Consider the following 22,572-nt stretch of genomic DNA (forward strand, 5'->3'; position numbering starts at 1 on the left):
ATGGAAAGACGTCTGGCCGCCATCGTCTGCGCCGATGTCGCCGGCTATTCGCGCATGATGGGCAGCGACGAGGCCGGCACCCATGCCGCCTTCAAGGCCCATCGCAGCGCGATCCACCCGATCATCCTCAATCACGGCGGCCGTGTCGTGAAGAACACCGGCGACGGCTTCCTGCTGGAGTTCCCCTCGATCGTCGGCGCCACCGAGGCCGCGATCGCGATGCAGACGCTGATGGCGGAGCGCAACCACCATCTGCCGGCTGACCGCGCCATGCAGTTCCGCCTCGGTATCCATATGGGCGACGTCATCGCCGATGAGGACGAGGTATTCGGTGACGATGTCAACATTGCCGTCCGTCTGGAATCGGTGGCGAGTCCGGGCGGCTTTGCGATCTCGGCCAAGGCCTACAAGGAGGCGAGCAAGCATCTCAGCGTGCCGCTGGTCGACGCCGGCAATCATCGCTTCAAGAACATCAAGGATGCGGTCGGGGTCTGGACCTGGACACCCGAGGGTGCGCCGGCGCTCGCGCCCGAGCTCCGGGAGGCGTCCGCCCTCTCGCAACAGTACCGCACCGCGATCGTCGGCGTGCTGCCGTTCGCCAATCTCAGCGATGCCCAGGACGAGTATTTCTCCGACGGCCTCACCGAGGATTTGATCCACGCGCTGTCGCTGCAATCCTTCTATCGCGTGCTGAGCCGCAACTCGACCTTCGCCTTCAAGGGCAGGAACACCAGCACCCGCCTGATCGCGCGCGAGATCGACGCCACCTATTTGATCCAGGGCTCGGTGCGGCGCGCCGGAGCCAAGATCCGCGTCACCGCCGAGCTGATCGCGCCGGAGACCGGCGAGCAGCTCTGGACCGGCCGTTACGACCGCGACATCGGCGACTTCTTCGCGATGCAGGACGAGATCACGACCAATCTGTCCGCCGCCATCGCCACCGAGATCGTCCGTGCCGAAGCCTCGGCGCCCGCGCGACTCTCGACCGACGTCACCGCCTGGGATCGCTTCCTCAAGGGGCTGTCGCATTACTACCGGCAGACCAAGGAGGACCTGGCCACCGCCGTCGATCTGTTTCGGGAAGCCATCAGGGTCGATCCCAAACTGTCGATCGCGCACGCCTATCTCGCCACGATCCAGATCCAGAGCATCCAGTTCGGCTGGGTCAAGGGCTCGCGAGAGATGTGGGCCGAGGCGATGAACCTCGCCGAAACCAGCGTCCGGCTCGACCCGCGCTCGTCCTTTGCGTTCTCGATCCTGTCCTGGGCGCACGCCATGGAAGGGCATTATGAGGCGGCGATGGACGCGGCCAAGCGCGCGCTCGCGCTCAATCCCTACGACATGGGCGCGCGCGGCGTGCTCGGCATCTGCCATTTCGTCATCGGCGAGCACCGGGAGGCGATCGAGCTGTTCTCGATGGCCGCGCAACGCGACAACAGCGACCCGCGCTACCAATGGGCGGCACTGAACGCCTTCAGCCATTATCTGTTGCGCCAATATGACGCGACCCTGTCATGGGCGCGCGAGCAGCTCTACATCAACCCCAACCACATGCAGGCGCTGGCGATCCGCGCCGCAGCCCTGGCACAATTGGGCCGGAGCGCCGAGGCGAGCGAGGCGACCGGCGTGCTGATGGGCAACTACCCGACCCTCAATGTCGATCGTCACTTGCGCAACTTCCACTGGAAGCGGCCCGAGGATCTCGCCCATTATCGCGAGGGGCTGCTGAAGGCCGGCGTGCCGCTCGGCAAGCTGACGCTGGTGCAGAGCGACGTCAAACGCGTCGCCGAATCCTGACCGGCAGACCGCGGTCCTCCACGGTGTTCCCTCAGTCTTTGGCCAGACCCGCCTGCTCTTGTTGACAGGACAGTGAATTCGGCCACACTTCGCCACACGCTGAAGTAGTATAATCTGATGTCGGTTTGTTAGGACTTTCCGCGCTTGATCGGCGCCTCATTTCACGATTCGCTGTTTTCAGGATTTTGGGCCATGCATGACCCCGCTTCGAAGCCGCCGTTCGATCCCTCGATCCAGGTCTCGCCGAACAATCCCTGCCCATTCCTGCGCGGCCTCGTCGGCGAGGGCTTCGTCGAGGGCGGCACCGTCCCGCTCGGCAAGCTGTCGGAGACGATCGCGAACGCGACCGGCGAGACCGGGCTGAAGAAGGCGTCTGCCCGGCTCCAGGTCCGCGGCGTGGCGCTCATCGCCAATGGTCTCGGTCACATCCTCAAGAGCATCTTTTCGGGCGCGCAGCTCGATGCGCTGCGCGGGGGCCCGCTGGACAAACGCGGTGCCGGCTCGCGCATCCTCGGCGTCGACGGCAAGGTCAACGACGACGAGATCGCTCGGTTCGCGAGTTTCGGCCGGACTTACACCGATCCGAATGGCGGCTCCGAGCTGGGCCTCAACGCCTCGGAAATCGAAATCTTCATGCGCGACAACCTCAAGCGCGCCGGCAGCGCCGCGCGCTGGTACTACCCGCTGCTGATGAAGTTCGAATGGCCGATCCTCCTGAAGATCATCGGCAAGGGCACGGGCGAGGATCGCTATCTCGGCGTTGCCGACGTGCGCACGCTGTTCAACGAGCGCCAATTCCCCGCGCGCATCAACCAGCGGCTGGTCCCGCCGGTGCTATCCACCTGCCAGCGCGTGGTGCGGGGCGCCCTCAAGCTTGCGGCCTTGCTGATCGCCGTCGGCCTCGTTGCTCTTGTCGCGGTGGCCGAATTCCCCAATCAGATTCGCGCCATGCTGCCGCAGAAGGGAATTCTCGTAAATCTCCTGCCGCCGCCCTTGCCCGCGGTCCCGGAGACGAAGGCCGCCTTCTGGCTCGAGCAAAACTGGTCGCTGAAGGACCGGCACTGGTTCCACCATGCCAGCCAGGGCACCGCGACCTTCCCCGTGCCCTATGAATGGTTCATGGCGCTGGAGCAGCCACGCCTTCATCTGTTCTCGAAGCCCGGCATGATGAAGGACAGCGCCTACCTCGAAGGCTTCGGCTTTATTCCCAGCCCGCAATCGATCCAGACCGACACGACGACGTTGCGCCGCTTCGGTTACGCCAATGTCTACGAGACGACGCAGGTGCCGGACTGGTCGACCAGATGGACGCCGGTGGAGAACGTCGACGGCCTGCCGGTCGGTTTCGCGCGTATGACCGGCGTCGTCGATCCCGCGACCGGCCGTCGCGAGGAAGACAAGATCGGGCTGACCTGCGCGGCCTGCCACACCGGCCAGATCCATTACCAGGGCGTGGATGTGCGCTTCGACGGCGGCCCGGCCATGACCGACCTGAAGAAGCTGGAGCTCTCGACCGGCCTGTCGATCGCCTACACCCTGTATGTCCCGTTCCGCTTCCAGCGCTTTGCCGATCGCGTGCTCGGCCCCGATGCCAGCAAGACTGACCGCGCCGCACTCAAGCAGAAGCTCAGCGCGATCGGCACGTTCCTGATTGACTGGGCGAAAACCCAGCAAAAGACGGTTGAAAGCAAGAAGACCTGGAACGGCAGGCAGCAGCAGGACACGGAGGAAGGGTTCGGCCGCCTCGACGCTCTCAATCGCATCGGCAACCAGGTCTTCTCGCAGGATCTCGCGCTGAGCGGGATCAAGGGCTTCGAGAAGAACCTGCATGCCCAGGATGCTCCGGTTAGCTACCCCGCGATCTGGACCGTGCCCTGGTTCAAATTCGCCCAGTACGACGCGTCGATCGAGCAGCCGTTGATCCGCAACGCCGGCGAAGCGCTCGGCGTGACGGCGCTGCTCAACCTGTCCGACGCCTATCCGGAGGACCGGCTGTGGCGGTCCTCAGTGAACATCAGGACACTCGGCTGGATCGAGGACATGCTGAGAGGCCCCGATCCGTTCAAGCCGGCCGATTCCTCTGCCGATCCGAAATTCGGCGGCCTGCTGGCGCCGCAATGGCCCTCTCAGATCCTCGGCGACGCATGGAGGATCGATCAGGCCAAGGTCGAGAACGGCCGCAAGATCTACACCGAGATGTGCTCCGGATGTCACCTGCCGGCCATCAACACCAAGGCTTTCTGGTCCTCGACTCATTGGGAGGCGAGCGGCGACAGCAAGGTCCTGAACGCGGTCACGATTCCCCTCAAGGAGATCAAGACGGATCCCGAACAATCCCTTGTTCTCAGCAACAGGATCGTCGATGTGCCCGGCTTCCTGAAGGTGAATACGGCCGACCTCCAGAAATGGTGGCAATGCGACATCCCGACCGCGAGCAAATCGCCCAATGAGATGGTTTATGCGCTCGGGCTCATGACGGTGGTCGATCTCGTCGCCCGCAAATGGATGGACGACGAGAAGGTCCCGGAGGCCGAACGGGCGAAATTGTGGAATCTCGCGCGCAAGAATTGTCTCAATCCGGCGCCCGACCCGCGCTATCGCGCGCGGCCATTGAACGGCATCTGGGCAACGGCGCCTTACCTGCACAACGGTTCGGTGCCTTCGCTGTATTGGTTGCTGAAGCCGGCGAACGAGCGCCCAACCAAATTCTGTATGGGCCGCCGCGACTATGATCCCGTCACCGTCGGCTTTGCGGTGACCGCGGATGAGACGTGCAAGACGGGCGAAACGCAGTTCTCGGCGGGGTCGGAGAAGGACCCGGTCCAGGGTAACAGCGTGCTCGGCCATTCCTTCGAGCGCAAGGAAGGCGAACCGAAACGCGACGGCGTCATCGGCCGCATGTTCAAGGACGATGCCGAGCGCTACGATCTGATCGAGTATCTGAAGACGCTGTAGATGATCTTCACCTCTCCCCGCTTGCGGGGAGAGGTCGAATTCGATTGCAGATCGAATTCGGGTGAGGGGGACTCTCCGCGAATCCAACTCTCACCGCCCCGCGGAGACTCCCCTCACCGCGACCCTCTCAGCGCGAGCGAAGCTCGTCGCGTCCCCGCATCCGCCTTCGCCAAGGCTTCGGCGGACATGAGCGGGGCGAGGGCGAAGGTCCCCTCACTTAAACAACGGCGTGCCCGGCACGAAGGCGTCGAAGGCGGCCCAGAACTGGGAGCGGTAGCGGTCCTGCTCCTGGAGGATCTCGTGCTTGGCGCCGGCGATCACGAGATGGGAGCCGGCGCGCAGATGATAGGCGAACTCCTCGATCGCCGCGGTCGAGACCACCGCGTCGTTGGACGCCGCCAGCATCAGGATCGGCTGGCGGATCTGCGAGGGGTAGTTCTTGCCCTTGAAGGTGTTCATGGCGCGGAAGGCGGTGTCGGCCCAGGCCACGGTCGGTGATGCCAGCCCGAGCGTCGGGTCCTCCTCCAGGATCGCGGCATTGCGCGCATAGCGCACCGGATCGCTGGTCACGGGATTGTTGATGAAGGGATCGAGCCCGGTGAGACGGTCACTGCCGCCGGGGACATAACGGCCGCCCTGCCCGAGCAGGCGCATCGTCTTGAGCAGCGCGCGCACCGGAAGCGAGGTGGTGCGGCCGGGCAGGTCGATCATCGGTGCCGACAGCACCATGCGATCGAACCAGCGCTTGCCCGCATGCGCCACCCGCAGCATCACCGTGCCGCCCATGGAGTGGGCCAGCGCGAAGAAGGGCGGCGGGCAGTCCGGCAGCACGACCTGCTGCACGAAGGCCTCCACATCGACCTCGAAATCGGCGAAGTCGCGCACATAGCCCTTGCGCGGGTCGCGCAGGCGGCGCGAGGAATGGCCCTGCCCACGCCAATCGATCATCGCCACGGCAAAGCCGCGGTCGCGCAAATCGCGCACGGTCTCGAAATATTTCTCGATCTGCTCGCTGCGTCCGGTGAAGACGCAGACGGTGCCCTTGCGGTTCGCCGGCGGCGCCCAGCGCGCAAAGCGCAGCTCGGCACCATCGGGCGTCTTGATGGTACCGCTGACGACGTCTTCAGGGACGGGATTGGACGGGATCGAGACCAGCGTCATGATTGGGAGTGCTTGGGCGCGAAGTGCTGCAAATCAAGGGGCGGGAGCGCCGAAAAGGCGCTGATTGCCGCCCTCTTGAACGCCGTCTCGTTCCACCCATATCATCTTCGTGCAGGCCGCTACCAGTGTTTCGGAACCGGAACATCAGGCTGCACACAGACTAAAGCCCGGCCCGATTGGCGGGCGGGTTACCCAATAGTCGCTCAATGGAGGACTTGACCATGCGTAGCTATGATCTCACCCCCTTCTATCGTTCCACCGTCGGCTTCGACCGCCTCTTCAGCCTGCTCGACCAGGCCAGCTCGGACGGCAGCCCCGGTTATCCCCCCTACAACATCGAGCGTACCGGCGAGAACGCCTACCGCATCACCGTTGCGGTCTCGGGTTTCGCCAGGGATGAGCTCTCCATCGTCGCGAAGGAAAACACGCTGACGATCAAGGGCGAGAAAGTCGCCAACGAGAACAGCAAGTCCGAAGTGCTCTACCGCGGCATCGCCGCGCGTGCCTTCGAGCGCGCCTTCCAGCTCGCCGACTTCGTGCAGGTGAAGGACGCCTCGCTCGAGAACGGGCTGCTTCACGTCGACCTCGTCCGTGAGATTCCCGAGGCGAAGAAGCCGCGCCAGATCGCGATCAACACCAGCGCACCCAAGGCGCAGGTGATCGAGAACTCGGTCGCCGCCTAAGCAATAGGCCACTTCCAGGTTGCGAAAACGCCCCGGTGCCCCGGGGCGTTTTTTGCGTGCTCAGTCCGCGGCTTTTGTTTTCGGTCGAAATGGAAATACAGGTTTGGGTCGTCATTCTAAGTCTGGTCCGGTTCAGGCGCGGGAAACCAGAGATAGCTGCATCGATTGCGCAGTCGCGATGCTCCCCGACCAGACGCTTGTCACAGCTTGGTGACCGCGCGTAACGCCGACGCTCCACGTGCCGTCCTTTCGAGATCGAACCCAAAACAAGACGGAGAAAGATCATGTCACTCTGGCGCAGCCTTTTTGTCGCCGCGAGCCTTCTGGCGGCTCCCCTCAGCCTTGCTCATGCGCAGACGCCGCAAACGGTGAAGGCGAAAAACGTCGTGCTGGTGCACGGTGCCTGGGCCGACGGCTCGAGCTGGTCGGAGGTGATCCCGATCCTCCAGGCCGCAGGCCTGCACGTGACCGCGGTGCAGAATCCGCTGTCGTCGCTTGCGGACTCGGTCGAGGCGACCAAGCGCGCGCTGGCCGAGCAGGATGGTCCGACGGTGCTGGTCGCGCATTCCTGGGGCGGCACCGTGATCAGCCAGGTCGGCACCGATCCGAAAGTGACCGGGCTCGTCTATGTCGCCGCCCGTGCGCCGGATGCGAACGAGGATTTCGTCGCACTGTCGAAACAGTTTCCAACCGGCCCCGTCCGCGCCGGCATCGTCGAGCGCGACGGCTACACCAAGCTTTCGGAAGAGGCCTTCCTGAAGTACTTCGCCAACGGCGTGAAGCACGAACAGGCCAAAGAGCTCTACGCCGTGCAATGGCCGACCGCGGCGTCGATCTTCGCCGGCCGCACCACGGAAGCGGCGTGGCATTCGAAGCCGAGCTGGTACGCGGTGTCGAAGAACGACTACACCATCAATCCCGATCTCGAGCGCTTCCTCGCCAAGCGCATGAACGCCACCACGATCGAACTCGACGCAGGCCACCTCTCGCTGGTGTCGCATCCGAAGGAGGTCGCGAATTTGATCCTGGAAGCGGCCGGGTATCCGCGGAGCTGAGGCTTCGCCGCGACATCGCAAAAGCGCCCGAGATCCTCGGGCGCTTTTTGTTTTGCTCAGTCTCCCGGATGTCGTCCCCGCGAACGCGGGGACCCATAACCCCAGGGAGCAGTTTGGCGAAGGCCAGTGGTCCGGTACTCGCACCTCATCCGCACCGATGATCACGCGGTATGGGTCCCTGCGTTCGCAGGGACGACGGCGTGGGTGCGGCCGGCGCGATCGCGTCAAACTCGCAGTGCTAATCCAGCCCCTGCGCGGCAGGCATCTCCTGCGTCGGCAGAATCGTCGGTGCCGGCTTGGCCTGGCCGACGGTTGGCGCAATGGCTTGTGGCGCGGCCTCGGCCGACTTCGCTTGGGCCGCAGCGGTCTGCTGCGGGGCTTGGGCCTGCGGCGCCTGAGCCTGCTGCGTCACCGGCTCCTCCGGCTTGGCGGCGGCGACCGGCGTCTCGCCGCGTCGCGGGGCGGCCTTGGGTAGCGGCACGGCGCGGCTCGCCACGTGCGGGATCGCGGCCGGCGGCCGCGGCGGGCCGCTGCGGATCACGGTCGGCGGCGGCAGCGCGCTTTGCGGACCGTAAGGCGAGGCCGCGCGCTCGTCATAGGCGGGCGCCATGCCGTAGGCGTCGGCGGCTGGCATGAAACGGATGATCCGCCCGTCGCGGGCATCGATCACGAGCCGGCCGTCGTCGCCGCGGCGGTCGATCACCGCGATGGTGTAGATGCTGCCGCGCAGGCGCGGGATGCCGAGCGGCGAGAAGCCGTTTTCACGCAAGACCGCGTAGACCTCGGTCGACGGCAGCAACGCCGGACCGCGCTCTTCGTAGCCATAGCCGTAACCGTAGCCTTGGCCGTAACGCGGCGGCGATGGCGGGGCGGCTTCGGGGGGCGCATAGGGTCCGTCGAAATCCGACACCGCGATGGCCGCCCCTCCTGCGATACCTTTCGCGGGAACTTGCGCCAAAACCTGCCCATGCCCGGCGCTCATGGCGAGCGCCAGCGTGGCGGCAGCCACACATCCTGTGAAAAACTTCATCGTCGACACGCTCCTGTCAGGCCCCCGAATGCCTCGCGCTCTTTCGCTTCTTGCGGCGTGGCGCGCCTTTCGAAGGGTTGATCCGAAGCTTCATTTGGGATTTCGGCGCCCACAGGGCCGAATCGGGGCGCGTTGCTTCAAAACGGGGCCGCGCAACTTTCGGAAAGCGATTGATTGACATATCGGGAATCGGGACTTCCGCACGCTTGTGTGCTAGACAAAAATTTGGCAAGGTGATGGTTAGGACAGGAAGACTGTCTCAATTTTGTTTGCGGTTCCGGCATTGGAATTGCAACGAAAGCGGGTGCTTTCGAGCACCATAAGGCAACGGGCAAAGCCGTTCTCGGGGACGAAGAACGCCTTGGCCTGAATTTAAGAAAATGCGGCTCGCTAGCGGACGAGCGGTGACCCAGAGGCGGGTGCCGCGGAACGCCCAAGGTGCGCCGATGATGGCGGTGAGGCAGCTTGCCGCATGGAGAGGATTGGAACAATGAACGGGTCGCAATTCGAGCGCGCAAACATCGTGGCAGAAGAGCTGTCGGCGACGGTCGCCTCGAAAACGACCGATCCGATTCAGGAACACAATTCGCGCCCGCCAGCCGTTGGCCTCTACGATCCGAGCCTGGAAAAGGATTCCTGCGGCGTCGGCTTCATCGCCAATATCAAGGGCAAGAAGTCGCACGAGATCGTCGCGGACGCGCTGAGCATCCTGTGCAATCTCGAGCATCGCGGTGCCGTCGGCGCCGACCCGCGCGCCGGTGACGGCGCCGGCATCCTGGTGCAGATCCCGCACGCCTTCTTCAGCCGCAAGGCGAAGGAGCTCGGCTTCGCGCTGCCGGCGCCCGGCGAATACGCCATCGGCGCGCTGTTCATGCCGCGCGACACCGCATGGCGCAACGTCATCAAGAGCATCATCGCCGACCAGATCAAGGAGGAGGGCCTGACCCTGCTCGGCTGGCGCGACGTGCCGACCGATAATTCCTCGCTCGGCGTCACCGTGAAGCCGACCGAGCCTGCCTGCATGCAGGTGTTCATCGGCCGCAACGGCACCGCCAAGACCGAGGACGAGTTCGAGCGTCGGCTCTACATCCTGCGCAAGTCGATCTCGCAGGCGATCTACCAGCGCCGCGACCGCGGCCTTGCAGGCTATTACCCCTGCTCGATGTCCTGCCGCACCGTGATCTACAAGGGCATGTTCCTCGCCGACCAGCTCGGCAAGTACTATCCCGACCTGCACGAGACAGATTTCGAGAGCGCGCTCGCGCTGGTGCATCAGCGCTTCTCGACCAACACCTTCCCGGCCTGGTCGCTGGCGCATCCCTATCGCATGATCGCGCATAACGGCGAGATCAACACGCTGCGCGGCAACACCAACTGGATGGCGGCGCGGCAGGCCTCGGTGAGCTCCGAGCTCTACGGCAAGGATATCAACCGGCTCTGGCCGATCTCCTACGAGGGACAGTCGGACACCGCCTGCTTCGACAACGCGCTCGAATTCCTGGTGCAGGGCGGCTACTCGCTGCCGCACGCCGTCATGATGATGATTCCGGAGGCGTGGGCCGGCAATCCGCTGATGGATGAGAAGCGCCGCGCCTTCTACGAATATCATGCCGCGCTGATGGAGCCGTGGGACGGCCCCGCCGCGATCGCCTTCACCGACGGTCGCCAGATCGGCGCCACGCTCGACCGCAACGGCCTGCGGCCCGCACGCTATCTCGTCACCAAGGACGACCGCATCGTGATGGCGTCCGAAATGGGCGTGCTGACGATCCCCGAAGACCAGATCATCACCAAGTGGCGCTTGCAGCCCGGCAAGATGCTGCTGGTCGACCTCGAACAGGGCCGCCTGATCCCGGACGACGAGATCAAGGCCGAGCTCGCCAAGAGCCACCCCTACAAGGAGTGGCTGGAGCGGACCCAGATCGTGCTGGAAGAGCTGCCGAAGGTGCCGACGACAGGCGTGCGCTCCAATTTGTCGCTGCTCGATCGCCAGCAGGCGTTCGGCTACAGCCAGGAAGACATCGCGATCCTGATGACGCCGATGGCGGCCACGGGTGAGGAAGCCGCGGGCTCGATGGGCAACGACACGCCGATCTCGGCGCTGTCGGACAAGGCCAAGCCGCTGTTCACCTACTTCAAGCAGAACTTTGCGCAGGTCACCAACCCGCCGATCGACCCGATCCGCGAGGAGCTGGTGATGAGCCTTGTCTCCATCATCGGACCGCGGCCGAACCTGTTCGATCTGCAGGGCCTTGCTACCACCAAGCGCCTTGAAGCGCGCCAGCCGATCCTGACCGACGCGGATCTCGAAAAGATCCGCTCGATCTCGGATGTTGCCGAGTCGCACTTCAAGTCACGCACGCTGGACACCACCTTCCACGCCGGTCTCGGCGCGGCAGGCATGGACCAGGTGCTCGACGAGCTCTGCGCGCGCGCCGAAAGCGCGGTGCGCGAGGGCGTCAACATCATCATCCTGTCCGACCGCATGGTCGGCACCGACCGGGTGCCGATCCCGGCACTGCTGGCCTGCGCCGCCGTGCATCATCATCTGATCCGCGTCGGACTGCGCACCTCGGTCGGTCTCGTCGTCGAATCCGGCGAGCCGCGCGAAGTGCATCACTTCGCCTGCCTGGCCGGCTACGGCGCCGAGGCGATCAATCCCTATCTCGCGTTCGAGACCATCGTCGCGATGAAGGACCGCCTGCCCGGCTCGCTCGACGATTACGAGATCGTCAAGCGCTACATCAAGTCGATCGGCAAGGGCCTTTTGAAGGTGATGTCCAAGATGGGCATCTCGACCTACCAGTCCTATTGCGGCGCGCAGATTTTTGACGCGGTCGGCCTCAAGGCGGACTTCGTCGCAAAGTTCTTCGCGGGCACGCATACCCGCGTCGAGGGCGTCGGCCTTGGCGAGATCGCCGAGGAGGCGGTGCGCCGTCATGCCGACGCGTTCGGCGAGGCGCAGGTCTACAAGACCGCGCTCGACGTCGGCGGCGAATACGCCTATCGCAGCCGCGGCGAGGACCATGCCTGGACCGCCGAATCGGTGTCGCTGCTGCAGCACGCCGCGCGCGGCAATTCGCAGGAGCGCTATCGCGCCTTCGCAAAGATCCTCAACGAGCAGTCGGAGCGGCTTCTGACGCTGCGCGGCCTGTTCCGGATCAAGAACGCCGACGAAGAGAAGCGCAAGCCGATCCCGGTCGACCAGGTCGAGCCGGCCAAGGACATCGTCAGGCGCTTCGCCACGGGTGCGATGAGCTTCGGCTCGATCTCGCGCGAGGCCCACACCACGCTCGCCATCGCCATGAACCGGATCGGCGGCAAGTCGAACACCGGCGAAGGCGGCGAGGAAGCCGACCGCTTCAAGCCGATGCCGAACGGCGATTCCATGCGTTCGGCGATCAAGCAGGTCGCCTCGGGCCGCTTCGGCGTCACCACGGAGTATCTCGTCAACTCCGACATGATGCAGATCAAGATGGCGCAGGGCGCCAAGCCCGGCGAAGGCGGTCAGTTGCCCGGCCACAAGGTCGATGCGACCATCGCCAAGGTCCGGCACTCGACGCCGGGCGTCGGCCTGATCTCGCCGCCGCCGCATCACGACATCTACTCGATCGAGGATCTGGCGCAGCTCATCTACGACCTCAAGAACGTCAACCCGACGGGCGACGTCTCGGTCAAGCTCGTCTCCGAGATCGGCGTCGGCACGGTGGCCGCGGGCGTTGCCAAGGCGCGCGCCGACCATGTCACTATCGCCGGCTTCGAAGGCGGCACCGGTGCTTCGCCCCTGACCTCGATCAAGCATGCCGGCTCGCCCTGGGAGATTGGGCTAGCCGAAACCCACCAGACCCTGGTGCGCGAGCGGCTGCGCAGCCGCATCGTGGTTCAGGTCGACGGCGGCTTCCGCACTGGGCGTGACGTCGTGATCGGCGCATTGCTGGGCGCCGACGAGTTCGGCTTCGCCACCGCCCCCTTGATCGCGGCCGGCTGCATCATGATGCGCAAGTGTCATCTCAACACCTGCCCGGTCGGCGTCGCGACCCAGGACCCCGTCCTGCGCAAGCGTTTCACCGGTCAGCCCGAGCACGTGATCAACTACTTCTTCTTCGTTGCGGAGGAAGTCCGCGAGATCATGGCTTCGCTCGGCTTCCGGACCTTCAACGAGATGGTCGGCCAGGTACAGCTGCTCGACCAGACCAAACTGGTCGCGCACTGGAAGGCCAAGGGCCTCGATTTCTCCAAGCTGTTCGTCAAGCAGAAGGAAGAGAAGGGCCAGAAGATCTATCACTCCGAGCGCCAGAACCATCATCTGGAGGCGGTGCTCGACCGCTCGCTGATCGAGAAGGCAACGCCTGCGCTCGACCGCGGCGCGCCGGTGAAGATCGAGGCCACGATCAACAGCACCAACCGCTCCGCGGGCGCGATGCTCTCCGGTGCGGTCGCCAAGATCTACGGCCATGCCGGCCTGCCGCACGACACCATCCATGTCAGCCTCAAGGGCACCGCAGGCCAGGCCTTCGGCGCCTGGCTCGCCCACGGCGTCACCTTCGAGCTCGAAGGTGAAGGCAACGACTATGTCGGCAAGGGTCTCTCGGGCGGCAAGATCATCGTCAAGCCGCCGAAGAACTCCGCCATCGTGCCGGAAGAGAGCATCATCGTCGGCAACACCGTGATGTACGGCGCGATCGAGGGCGAGTGCTATTTCCGCGGCATCGCCGGCGAACGCTTTGCCGTGCGCAATTCCGGCGCGGTCGCCGTGGTCGAGGGCGCCGGCGATCATTGCTGCGAATACATGACCGGCGGCATCGTGGTCGTGCTCGGCAAGACCGGGCGCAACTTCGCGGCCGGCATGTCCGGCGGCATCGCCTACGTGGTCGACGAGACCGGCGATTTCGACAGGCTGTGCAACATGGCGATGGTCGAGCTCGAGCCGGTGCTGTCGGAAGAGCTGATCAACGCCGGCACCTATCACCATTCCGGTGACCTCGAGGCGCACGGCCGGGTCGACGTGTTCAACAACCTGCTCGCCTCCGACGTCGAGCGGCTGCACGTCCTGATCTCGCGCCATGCGAAAGCCACCGGCTCCAAGCGCGCCGCCGACATCCTTGCCAATTGGAAGGAATGGCTGCCCAAATTCCGCAAGGTGATGCCGGTCGAGTACCGGCGCGCGCTGCGCGAGATGGCCGCCAACGCGGACGCCGAGCCGAAAATCGCGATCGGGGCGTAAGAGAATGCCCTCATGGTGAGGAGGCGCGGAAAGCGCCGCCTCGAACCATGAGACCACCATCCGGGCCTCTATCCTTCGAGACGCGGCGCGAAGAGCGCGCCGCTCCTCAGGATGAGGAGTGAGAGAACAAAGAACTTAAGCGGCAGGGACTTCGGGTTTAATGGGCAAGATCACGGGTTTTCTGGAAATCGAACGGCACGACCGCAAGTACACCCCGGTCGCCGAACGCGTGAAGCATTACAACGAGTTCGTCGTTCCCTTGACCGAGAAGGAAACGCGCGACCAGGCCGCGCGCTGCATGAATTGCGGCATTCCCTATTGCCACGGCACCGGCTCGGTCGCGCCCGGCACGCCCGGCTGCCCGGTCAACAACCAGATCCCCGACTGGAACGACCTTGTCTACCAGGGCAATTGGGAAGAAGCCTCGCGCAATCTGCACTCGACCAACAATTTCCCGGAGTTCACGGGACGCATCTGCCCGGCGCCGTGCGAAGCGTCCTGCACGCTCAACATCGACGACAACCCCGTCACCATCAAGACCATCGAATGCGCGATCGTCGACCGCGCCTGGGACAATGGCTGGCTGAAGCCCGAGATCGCTGCGGTCAAGACCGGCAAGAAGGTCGCGGTGATCGGCTCGGGCCCGGCCGGCATGGCCTGCGCCCAGCAGCTCGCGCGCGCCGGCCACGACGTGCATTTGTTCGAGAAGTACGCCAAGGCCGGCGGCCTGCTGCGTTACGGCATTCCCGACTTCAAGATGGAGAAGGGCGTCATCGACCGCCGCGTCAAGCAGATGGAAGGCGAAGGCGTCACGTTCCACTACAACAGCCATGTCGGCGTCGACGGCAATGTCGATCCGCGCGAGATGCTCAACGAATATGACGCCGTCGCGCTGACCGGCGGCGCGGAAGCCCCGCGCGACCTGCCGATTCCCGGCCGCGAGCTGTCAGGCATCCACTACGCCATGGACTTCCTGCCGCAGCAGAACCGCCGCGTCGCCAGCGAGCCACTGAACGGCGTCCAGGAGATCCTGGCCGGCGGCAAGCACGTCGTCGTCATCGGCGGCGGCGACACCGGCTCCGACTGCATCGGCACCTCGCTGCGCCAGGGCGCGCTGTCCGTGACCCAGCTCGAGATCATGCCCGCCCCGCCCGAGCGCGAGAACAAGGGCCTGACCTGGCCGAATTGGCCGCTGAAGATGCGGACGTCCTCGAGCCAGGCCGAAGGCGCGGTGCGCGAATACGCCGTGCTGACCCAGAAGTTTTCCGGCGAGAACGGCCAGGTCAAGAAGCTGCACTGCGTGCATGTCGACGACAAGTTCAAGCCGATTGCCGGCACCGAGTTCGAGCTCGATGCCGAGCTCGTCCTGCTCGCCATGGGCTTCGTCCACCCCGTGCACGAGGGCATGCTCAAGATGCTCGCCGTCGAGCTCGACCCGCGCGGCAACGTCAAGGCCAACACGCTGGACTACCAGACCTCCCGCCCGAACGTCTTCACCGCCGGCGACATGCGCCGCGGCCAGTCGCTGGTGGTCTGGGCGATCCGCGAAGGGCGGCTGTGCGCAAGGTCGATCGACACGTTCCTGATGGGGAAAACGGATCTGCCGCGCTGAGCTTTTTGCTCCGCCGCCGGTCAGCAAACGGTGTCATCGCCCGGCTTGACCGGGCGATCCAGTATTCTAGAGACATCTAACGTATACGGATAGGCCGCGGCGTACTGGATGCCCCGGTCAAGCCGGGGCATGACACCGGAGTAAGTGGCGAGAGCGGAGCCGAACCAAGCCGCATGCGCTCAAACGCGCCTCACCGCAGCCCCTAATTCTGCAGCCTCACGCCCACCATCACCACCGTCCCCTGCGAGCTCGAGCCCGGCTGGTTTGAATCCAGGATGTCGTGGCGCAGCGTGCCCTTGACCCAGATGTTGCGGTTGAGCTTGTAGATCAAATTGCTCTCGAACGAGTAGGTCTTGTCGTTGCGGTTCTGGCCCTGGTAGTCGAGCGTGCCGTAGGTGAACTTGCCGACGGCGGTGAGCCAGCGGCGGAAGTCGTGGTCGACTTCGGCCGAATAGGTGCGCACCAGCACGCCGGAGGAGCCGGGGATGGTGGTTTCGGCGATCTGCGTATCGGTGAAGAATTTCACCGTGGTGAGGCCACTCGCATTCCAGATCAGCGAGCCCGTGGTCAGAAATCCTGCGAGCTGGCTGAGGCGCGGGTCGGTGTAGTTGCGCGCGGAATAGCCGACCGAGATTTCGCCGGTGAGGATGCGCGAGAATTCGAAGGACGAGCCGACCTTGGCGTAGCCGCCGTTTGAATCGCGGAAATAGCCGTTGCGGTCGGCGGCCTGGTCGTGGACGCGGGTGTCGCCCTGGATCTCGACGAATGGCTTCAGGCCCGGCTTGAGGTCGTAGGAGAAGCGGCCGATGCCGCCATACTGGTTGAAATCGCGATCGCCGTTGCTGAAGGTCGAGCCGTCGGTGAGCTTGGAGTCCGTGTAGGCGGTGCGATCGACGGTGGCGCCGGCGGCGACCTGGAAACGATTGAAGGTCTGGTCGAAGCCGACGGTGGTGCCGTAGGCGGCGTACACCGGATATTTCTGCAGGCCGGCTTGCACGTTCGGGCTGCCGGGATTGTCGGTGGCGAGCCGCAGGCGCAGCTGCGAGGTCAGCTTGAGATCGCGGTCGACGTCGAGGCGGCCGTCGACATGGCCGGTGAAGTCGGGACGATCGGCCTCGACCGGCGAAGGCGAGGCAAAACCGTTGATCGTCGCCGGCATGTTGTTGGTGTAGCCGGAGAACGAGCCGCGCAGGTCAGCGACCAGCGCGTGGCGCTCCCAGTCGGACATCACCAGAAGATCCGGTGCAACGACATAGACTGGCGATCCCACCGGCTTGTTGAGACGCGTCGGATTGCTGTCGTAGCCGGTGGAGAGCTCGAGCCCGCCCTTGATCAGGAAGCTGCCGGCATAGTCGCCGACGGCTCCGAACGCATCGTCATCCGCCTTGAGGCGGCGGCGCAGCGGCTGTCCGGGCACGGTGCCCGCCATCGCCGCCGGCACCGGCGCCTTGTTGGCGGACGCGGATGGCGGCGGCGCGATTCTGGGCAGGCCGAGCGTCGAGGGCGGCGGCGCCGTGGTCGGCACCGGCGAGCCGGGCCCGGCGGCGCGCTTCGGCTTCGGCTGGCCCGGATAGAGTTTTGGTTGCTGTCGCTTGCGGTTGAGCGAATCATAGCCGGAGCCGCTCGCGCCGGTGGCGGCGGGCAGTCCGTAGGTCGGGACCTGACCGACGCGCGAGGTCGCCGGCGTCTGCTGGCGTTTGCGCGGATCGGCACTGGGATCGGGCAGTGCCGGCAACGCATCCGACGGCGCCTGCGGCACGCCTGCCGTGCGGCGCGTCGGCAGCGTCTCGGGCGCGGCGAAGCCGCCGCGGTTGGGATTGAACAGATCGGGCGTGAGGCTCTGGCCGGCCGCGGGCGCGCTTGTGAGGGCCGTCAGCGCAAGACCCGGCGCTAGGCACGGCAAAGCCGCGCGCAGGAACTGCGCGCGTTTGCTCCGGCCGGTGCCTGGAGACGACCCCACGATGGAATAACTCCAACGAAATCAAACACTTTCACGGTGACCTCCGCCGGCTGGCGGGAACCATCGTTAATGGAGTTAAAACAATTATGGTTAATGACCGGTTGAGGGCTTAGGCGCGCTCGTCGCCTCCACGGCCGCGGCGTGCTAATGAGGCGCCGACCGGGCCAATGCCCCCTCCTCCCTGGACCAGAACATGCCGAGTTCGAAACCGCTGATGACCCAATCATCCGGCCCCATCCCCGACAGCGTCGAATCCGCGCTCCGCACGCTGGAGACGGAGAGCGGCGGCATCAACGCGCTCGCAGCCGCCCTGCGCGGCCCGCTGGGCGAGACGTTTGCCAAGGCGGTCGAACTGATCCGCAACGCCAAGGGGCGCGTCATCGTCACCGGGCTCGGCAAGTCGGGCCATATGGGACGCAAGATCGCGGCGACGCTGGCCTCGACCGGCACCCCCGCCTTCTTCGTGCATGCCGCGGAGGCCGGCCATGGCGATCTCGGCATGATCACCACCGACGACGTCATCATGGCGCTGTCCTGGTCCGGCGAGCAGCCGGAGATGAAGAACCTCGTGAACTACTCGGCGCGGTTCGCCATTCCCATGATCGCGGTGACGTCGAACGCGGACTCCTCGCTGGGACAAGCCGCCGACCTCGTGATCGAGCTGCCGAAGGCGCGCGAGGCCTGCCCGCACAATCTGGCGCCGACCACCTCGACCCTGATGCAGGCCGCGATCGGCGATGCCCTCGCGATCGCGCTGCTCGAAGGCCGCGGCTTCACCGCGCTGGAGTTCGCGCATTTCCACCCCGGCGGCAAGCTGGGCGCGATGCTGAAATTCGTCCGCGACTATATGCGCACCGGCGCCGAGATCCCGGTCAAGCCCCTGGGCACCAAGATGTCGGAGGCCGTGGTCGAGATGTCGGCCAAGGGCCTCGGCTGCGTCTGCATCGTCAACGAAGCAAACGAGGTCGCAGGCATCATCACCGACGGCGACCTGCGCCGCCACATGCGGCCCGACCTGCTGACGGCGTCGGTCGACGAGATCATGACGAAGCAGCCGAAGACCGTGCCGCCGTCCATGCTCGCCACCGAGATGATCGAGGTGCTGAACACAAGCAAGATCACGACGCTGGTCGTGACCGAGGCGGGCAAGGTGGTGGGCATCGTGCATCTGCACGATCTGCTGCGGGCCGGCGTGGCGTAATTTCTTCGCCTCTCCCCGCTTGCGGGGAGAGGGAGTCCACCGCCGGAAATCGCGCCGCGTTCTCCTCCAGCGGCAGCCGCAGCCCGTTCGCCAGATACGACACCGTGCGATAGAAGCCGCACAGCAGCATGATCTCCAAGATCTGCGCCTCGTCGTAATGCGCGGAGAGCGCGGCAAACTCTTCATCGCTGAACGTCGCGCGGTGATGCAGCGCGTCGACCGCTGCGATCAGCGCCTGTTCGGCCGGCGACCAGCACGGTGACGTCGCATCGCCCTGCACGGTGGCACGCACCTCGTCTTCGGCGAGCTTCGCCGGCCCGGCGAAAACTGCGACGTGCACGCCCCATTCATACTCGCATCTGTTCAGCGCGCAGGTGCGGTCGATGACGATTTCGCGCTGGCGCAGGGAGAGCGGGCCGGGATCGAGCAGGCCGCCGGCGCGAAACTTGTCCCAGGCGCGAGCATGGCCTGCCATCACCCGGAACAGCACCAGCGGCGCCGCGCCGCGCATGATGCGATCGAACTGCGCCTGGATCTCCGGGGGATAAGGCGGGGTGAGCGGGGCAATGCGCGGCGTGGACTGGGACATCGGCCGCCTCCTTTGCTACATTTATTGTAGCAATACGCTACACTATCTGTAGCACGACGCAAGGGGGCGGGACGATGGCAAAACAGGCAGCATCAGGAAGCGTCCGCGGCTCGCGCACCGGGCGGCCGATCATGGCGCTGCTGGACCTGCTCGGCCGGCGCTGGAGCCTGCGAATATTGTGGGAGTTGCGCGGCGAGCCCCTCACCTCCCGCGCATTGCGCACCGCCTGCGACGAGGCCTCACCGACCGTGCTGCAAGCGCGGCTGACGGAGTTGCGCGAGGCGGGGTTCGTGGAGCTGGGGGACGGCGCAGGCTATGGGCTCACGCCGCTCGGGCGGGAATTGTGCGAGATGGTCATGCCGCTGCACCGGTTTGCGGAGAGGTGGAAGGGGTAGCGCTTTTTCTTACCCTCCCCTGGAGGGGTCCGGGACGAGCGAAGCTCGCCCGTGGGTCGGCTCACATGGAGCGTAGCGAAATGTGAGACGGGGTGGGGTGACGGTCTCTCCACCGCGGCAGCGCCCGTGTTGAGAGATCACCCCACCCCGCTCGCGCTACGCGCGATCGACCCTCCCCCTCCAGGGGAGGGTAAGAGACGGCTACGCCGCCGCCACGGTCAGGTTCGCACCGTCGACCTGCACCACCTTCACCCGCGTCCCGGCCGGCGTATCCGGACCTGCGACGCGCCACACGGTGTCGCCGATGCGCACGGTGCCGCTGCCGTCGATGATCGGCTTCTCCAGCGTGAACTCGCGGCCGAGCAGTGCCTCGGTGCGCTTGTTGAGGAACGGGCTGGCGCTTGCATCCGGCTTCGGCCGCGCAAGGCGGCGCCATATCGGCACGGCGGCCGCGGCAAACACCGCGAACATCACGAGCTGGATCTGCCACGATATGACGACGGTGAACGAGATCAGGCCAACGAGCAGCGCGGCGAGCCCGAGCCAGAACAGGAATATGCCCGGCGCCAGCACCTCCAGCGCCATCAGGACGAAGCCGAAGATCAGCCAATTCCAGCTGCCGAGCGATACGAACATGTCGGTCATGACACGACCTTCCATCATGGTGCATGCCCCCGTGCGGAGGGACATGCTCCGGTGACTATCCCTGCCGCGGCGGCACCGCCGGCGGCGTGCTGCCTGTCGTCGGCACCGAGCCGGTGCGGCGGGCGGCGGCGGCTGCGGAGGCGGCGCTTTCGCCGAACGTTGCCTTTGCGATCTCGCCGATGCCGGCGAGCGAGCCCAGCATGGAGGTTGCTTCCATCGGCAGCATGATGATCTTCTGGTTCGGCGCGTCCGCGAACTGGCCGAACGCCTTGATATATTTGTCGGCGATGAAATAGTTCAACGCGGCGACGTCGCCCTTGCCGATCGCTTCCGACACCGCCAGCGTCGCCTTGGCTTCGGCCTCGGCCAGACGCTCGCGCGCCTCGGCGTCGCGGAAGGCGGCCTCGCGGCGGCCTTCGGCCTGGAGGATCTGGCCCTGCTTGGCGCCCTCGGCGCGCAAGATCTCGGACTGGCGCTGGCCTTCGGCGGCGAGGATGTCGGCGCGCTTGACGCGCTCGGCCTTCATCTGCCGGCCCATGGCTTCGACGAGGTCGGCGGGCGGCACGATGTCCTTGATCTCGATGCGGTTGACCTTGACGCCCCAGGGCGACACCGCGGCGTCGACGACGCGCAGCAGGCGCTCGTTGATCTCGTCGCGGTGCGACAGCACCTGGTCGAGATCCATCGACCCCATCACCGAGCGGATGTTGGTCATGGTCAGGACCGTGATCGCCTGGGTCAGATTGGCGACCTCGTAGCTCGCCTTCGCGGCGTCGAACACCTGGTAGAAGGCAACGCCGTCCACCGTTACCGTGGCGTTGTCCTTGGTGATGACCTCCTGCTCGGGGATGTCGATCACCTGCTCCATCATGTTGATCTTGCGGCCGACGCGATCGAAATAGGGCACGATCAGATTGAGCCCGGGGCTCAGCGTCTGGGTGTATTTGCCGAACCGCTCGATGGTCCAGTCATAGCCCTGCGGCACCGTCTTCACGCCGGCAACCAGCGTGACGATGACGAGCAACACCAGAACAATCGCGAAAATGTCGAAACCGCTCATATTTCCTCCAAAGCGGGAAAAGCCCTTTCCCGCGCCGTCATTGGTCGGGAGCGCAACCCTACCGGTTCAGCGGTCGCAATTCACGTCGGTATCGATCCAATTCTGCACAAGTCATCCAAACGGGGAAGGATCAAGATATGTATTTGTAGCGGGCCCTTGAAAGCGTGCAGCGGAAACCTAGCGGCGAAAATTGACGAATCTGAAGGCGCACGTTGGACCGACTTCATTCAATCACGTCATTCGCGAGTGCGATGAGGCCCGGGGGAAGTGTGACGCCGAACTCCCTCGCCGTCTTCAGGTTGACCGCGAGCTCGAACTTGGTGGGGTTCTGAACCGGCAGGTCGGCTGGCCGCGCGCCCTTCAGAATACGGTCGATATAGTCCGCAGCGCGGCGGAGCTGCTCGGCGCTGTCGGTGCTGTAGGACATCAGCCCGCCCTCCTCCACGAAGGTGCGGCTCCAGAACACCGCGGGCACGCGCGCCTGCGCAATCGCCGCCAGAAGCTGGCCGCGATTGGCCATGGTGAAGAAGTCCGGCAACACCAGCAACCCGCCGTCTTTCCGCAAGCCCAGCGCCGCGATCGAGGCTGCGTCATGCACCGGCGCGGGCTCGACCGTCACCTGAAGGGTCCGTGCGGCGTCCTCGATCGTGCGCAGCATCAGCGGCGCGAACGGGGCGGTGGCGGGATTGTAGACGACGAAGACGCGAGACACCTTTGGCGTGACCTGCGTCAGCATCTCCAGCCATTTGCCGGCCAACGGGCCGTCGTAATCGGTAAAGCCGGTGACGTTGCCGCCGGGATGCGCGAGGTTTTCGACAAAGCCCTGGCTGACGGGATCGGTGACGACGGCGAACACGATCGGGATCGTGGTGGTGCGCTGGCGCAGCTCCTCGACCGAAGGCGTGCCGACCGCCAGCAGGACGTCGGGCCTGAGCGCGATCAGCTCGTCGGCGAGCCGCGCGATGCGCGCGCGGTCCCCGCCACCACTGCGCCAGTCGATCTTGAGGTTGTCGCGCTCTTTCAGGCCATGTCCGGCGAGCGCCTCGAGCAGGACCATGCTGCGCGTCTGGCCGATCGCATCATCGGCAGCCGTGACCGAGAGAACGCCGAGCCGACGTGCTGGTTGCTGCGCCAGCACCGAGGACGGCAACGCGACGACGGTCCCAAGAAGCGCCAGACACTCACGGCGGTTCATGGGGCGCCCA

The 22,572-nt window shown here is 65.3% G+C and carries 14 protein-coding genes and 1 pseudogene; 8 read left to right on the top strand and 7 right to left on the bottom strand.

Annotated elements, in window-relative coordinates; translation table 11 throughout:
- Entirely contained in the window at positions 1 to 1,797 is a 1,797-nt protein-coding gene (locus A3AS_RS0103215) for an adenylate/guanylate cyclase domain-containing protein (RefSeq protein ID WP_018316164.1), read from the top strand.
- Between the two features lie 192 nt (positions 1,798 to 1,989).
- Positions 1,990 to 4,752: a di-heme-cytochrome C peroxidase gene (locus A3AS_RS0103220; RefSeq protein WP_020508610.1), complete on the top strand. Its 2,763-nt coding sequence runs from the start codon at positions 1,990 to 1,992 to the stop codon at positions 4,750 to 4,752.
- Between the two features lie 213 nt (positions 4,753 to 4,965).
- Here the strand turns inward: A3AS_RS0103220 and A3AS_RS0103225 are convergent, their stop codons facing one another.
- On the bottom strand, positions 4,966 to 5,913 hold the full coding sequence (locus A3AS_RS0103225; RefSeq protein ID WP_018316166.1) for an alpha/beta fold hydrolase: 948 nt from the start codon (positions 5,911 to 5,913) through the stop codon (positions 4,966 to 4,968).
- A gap of 221 nt (positions 5,914 to 6,134) precedes the next feature.
- On the opposite strand from A3AS_RS0103225, the gene A3AS_RS0103230 reads away from it, so the two are divergent.
- Both A3AS_RS0103230 and A3AS_RS0103235 read left to right on the top strand, forming a co-directional pair.
- A complete protein-coding gene (locus tag A3AS_RS0103230) occupies positions 6,135 to 6,596 on the top strand; it encodes an Hsp20 family protein (protein WP_026201620.1) in 462 nt (153 codons plus the stop codon).
- Positions 6,597 to 6,880: 284 nt separating this feature from the next.
- On the top strand, positions 6,881 to 7,651 hold the full coding sequence (locus A3AS_RS0103235; RefSeq protein ID WP_018316168.1) for an alpha/beta fold hydrolase: 771 nt from the start codon (positions 6,881 to 6,883) through the stop codon (positions 7,649 to 7,651).
- Between the two features lie 238 nt (positions 7,652 to 7,889).
- Here A3AS_RS0103235 and A3AS_RS0103240 read toward each other — a convergent pair whose 3' ends face one another.
- Entirely contained in the window at positions 7,890 to 8,681 is a 792-nt protein-coding gene (locus A3AS_RS0103240; protein ID WP_018316169.1) for a hypothetical protein, read from the bottom strand.
- Positions 8,682 to 9,171: 490 nt separating this feature from the next.
- Between A3AS_RS0103240 and gltB the strand changes: the two genes are divergently transcribed.
- Together gltB and A3AS_RS0103250 are read left to right on the top strand one after the other, a co-directional pair.
- Positions 9,172 to 13,905 carry a glutamate synthase large subunit gene (gene gltB / locus A3AS_RS0103245; RefSeq protein ID WP_018316170.1) on the top strand — a complete coding sequence of 1,578 codons (4,734 nt, stop codon included), beginning with the start codon at positions 9,172 to 9,174 and terminating at the stop codon, positions 13,903 to 13,905.
- 160 nt (positions 13,906 to 14,065) lie between these two features.
- Positions 14,066 to 15,517 (top strand): glutamate synthase subunit beta, encoded by a 1,452-nt coding sequence (locus tag A3AS_RS0103250; protein ID WP_018316171.1) that lies wholly within the window; start codon positions 14,066 to 14,068, stop codon positions 15,515 to 15,517.
- Positions 15,518 to 15,719: 202 nt separating this feature from the next.
- Here A3AS_RS0103250 and A3AS_RS0103255 read toward each other — a convergent pair whose 3' ends face one another.
- Positions 15,720 to 17,477, bottom strand: a complete 1,758-nt coding sequence (locus A3AS_RS0103255; protein WP_018316172.1) for an outer membrane beta-barrel protein — start codon at positions 17,475 to 17,477, stop codon at positions 15,720 to 15,722.
- 193 nt (positions 17,478 to 17,670) lie between these two features.
- On the opposite strand from A3AS_RS0103255, the gene A3AS_RS0103260 reads away from it, so the two are divergent.
- On the top strand, positions 17,671 to 18,678 hold the full coding sequence (locus tag A3AS_RS0103260; protein WP_020508611.1) for an SIS domain-containing protein: 1,008 nt from the start codon (positions 17,671 to 17,673) through the stop codon (positions 18,676 to 18,678).
- A gap of 40 nt (positions 18,679 to 18,718) precedes the next feature.
- On the opposite strand, the pseudogene A3AS_RS0103265 reads toward A3AS_RS0103260, so the two are convergent.
- Positions 18,719 to 19,267: pseudogene (locus A3AS_RS0103265) on the bottom strand (carboxymuconolactone decarboxylase family protein); the annotation flags it as partial.
- Positions 19,268 to 19,341: 74 nt separating this feature from the next.
- On the opposite strand from A3AS_RS0103265, the gene A3AS_RS0103270 reads away from it, so the two are divergent.
- Positions 19,342 to 19,662, top strand: a complete 321-nt coding sequence (locus A3AS_RS0103270; RefSeq protein ID WP_018316175.1) for a helix-turn-helix domain-containing protein — start codon at positions 19,342 to 19,344, stop codon at positions 19,660 to 19,662.
- A gap of 201 nt (positions 19,663 to 19,863) precedes the next feature.
- Here A3AS_RS0103270 and A3AS_RS0103275 read toward each other — a convergent pair whose 3' ends face one another.
- From A3AS_RS0103275 to A3AS_RS0103285, 3 genes are all read right to left on the bottom strand, one after another.
- Entirely contained in the window at positions 19,864 to 20,307 is a 444-nt protein-coding gene (locus tag A3AS_RS0103275) for an NfeD family protein (RefSeq protein ID WP_026201621.1), read from the bottom strand.
- 55 nt (positions 20,308 to 20,362) lie between these two features.
- On the bottom strand, positions 20,363 to 21,367 hold the full coding sequence (locus A3AS_RS0103280; protein ID WP_018316177.1) for an SPFH domain-containing protein: 1,005 nt from the start codon (positions 21,365 to 21,367) through the stop codon (positions 20,363 to 20,365).
- A 223-nt stretch (positions 21,368 to 21,590) separates the two neighbouring features.
- Entirely contained in the window at positions 21,591 to 22,562 is a 972-nt protein-coding gene (locus A3AS_RS0103285) for an ABC transporter substrate-binding protein (RefSeq protein ID WP_018316178.1), read from the bottom strand.
- Positions 22,563 to 22,572: the final 10 nt, after the last annotated feature.

The sequence above is a fragment of the Bradyrhizobium sp. WSM2793 genome, from assembly GCF_000379585.1.
GTDB lineage: Bacteria > Pseudomonadota > Alphaproteobacteria > Rhizobiales > Xanthobacteraceae > Bradyrhizobium.

What these genes read in the sequence shown, in the direction of transcription:
- A3AS_RS0103215 (WP_018316164.1), top strand. Translation starts at nt 1, where the DNA reads ATGGAAAGACGTCTGGCCGCCATCGTCTGCGCCGATGTCGCCGGCTAT.
- A3AS_RS0103220 (WP_020508610.1), top strand. Translation starts at nt 1,990, where the DNA reads ATGCATGACCCCGCTTCGAAGCCGCCGTTCGATCCCTCGATCCAGGTC.
- A3AS_RS0103225 (WP_018316166.1), bottom strand. Translation starts at nt 5,913, where the DNA reads ATGACGCTGGTCTCGATCCCGTCCAATCCCGTCCCTGAAGACGTCGTC.
- A3AS_RS0103230 (WP_026201620.1), top strand. Translation starts at nt 6,135, where the DNA reads ATGCGTAGCTATGATCTCACCCCCTTCTATCGTTCCACCGTCGGCTTC.
- A3AS_RS0103235 (WP_018316168.1), top strand. Translation starts at nt 6,881, where the DNA reads ATGTCACTCTGGCGCAGCCTTTTTGTCGCCGCGAGCCTTCTGGCGGCT.
- A3AS_RS0103240 (WP_018316169.1), bottom strand. Translation starts at nt 8,681, where the DNA reads ATGAAGTTTTTCACAGGATGTGTGGCTGCCGCCACGCTGGCGCTCGCC.
- gltB (WP_018316170.1), top strand. Translation starts at nt 9,172, where the DNA reads ATGAACGGGTCGCAATTCGAGCGCGCAAACATCGTGGCAGAAGAGCTG.
- A3AS_RS0103250 (WP_018316171.1), top strand. Translation starts at nt 14,066, where the DNA reads ATGGGCAAGATCACGGGTTTTCTGGAAATCGAACGGCACGACCGCAAG.
- A3AS_RS0103260 (WP_020508611.1), top strand. Translation starts at nt 17,671, where the DNA reads ATGCCGAGTTCGAAACCGCTGATGACCCAATCATCCGGCCCCATCCCC.
- A3AS_RS0103270 (WP_018316175.1), top strand. Translation starts at nt 19,342, where the DNA reads ATGGCAAAACAGGCAGCATCAGGAAGCGTCCGCGGCTCGCGCACCGGG.
- A3AS_RS0103275 (WP_026201621.1), bottom strand. Translation starts at nt 20,307, where the DNA reads ATGACCGACATGTTCGTATCGCTCGGCAGCTGGAATTGGCTGATCTTC.
- A3AS_RS0103280 (WP_018316177.1), bottom strand. Translation starts at nt 21,367, where the DNA reads ATGAGCGGTTTCGACATTTTCGCGATTGTTCTGGTGTTGCTCGTCATC.
- A3AS_RS0103285 (WP_018316178.1), bottom strand. Translation starts at nt 22,562, where the DNA reads ATGAACCGCCGTGAGTGTCTGGCGCTTCTTGGGACCGTCGTCGCGTTG.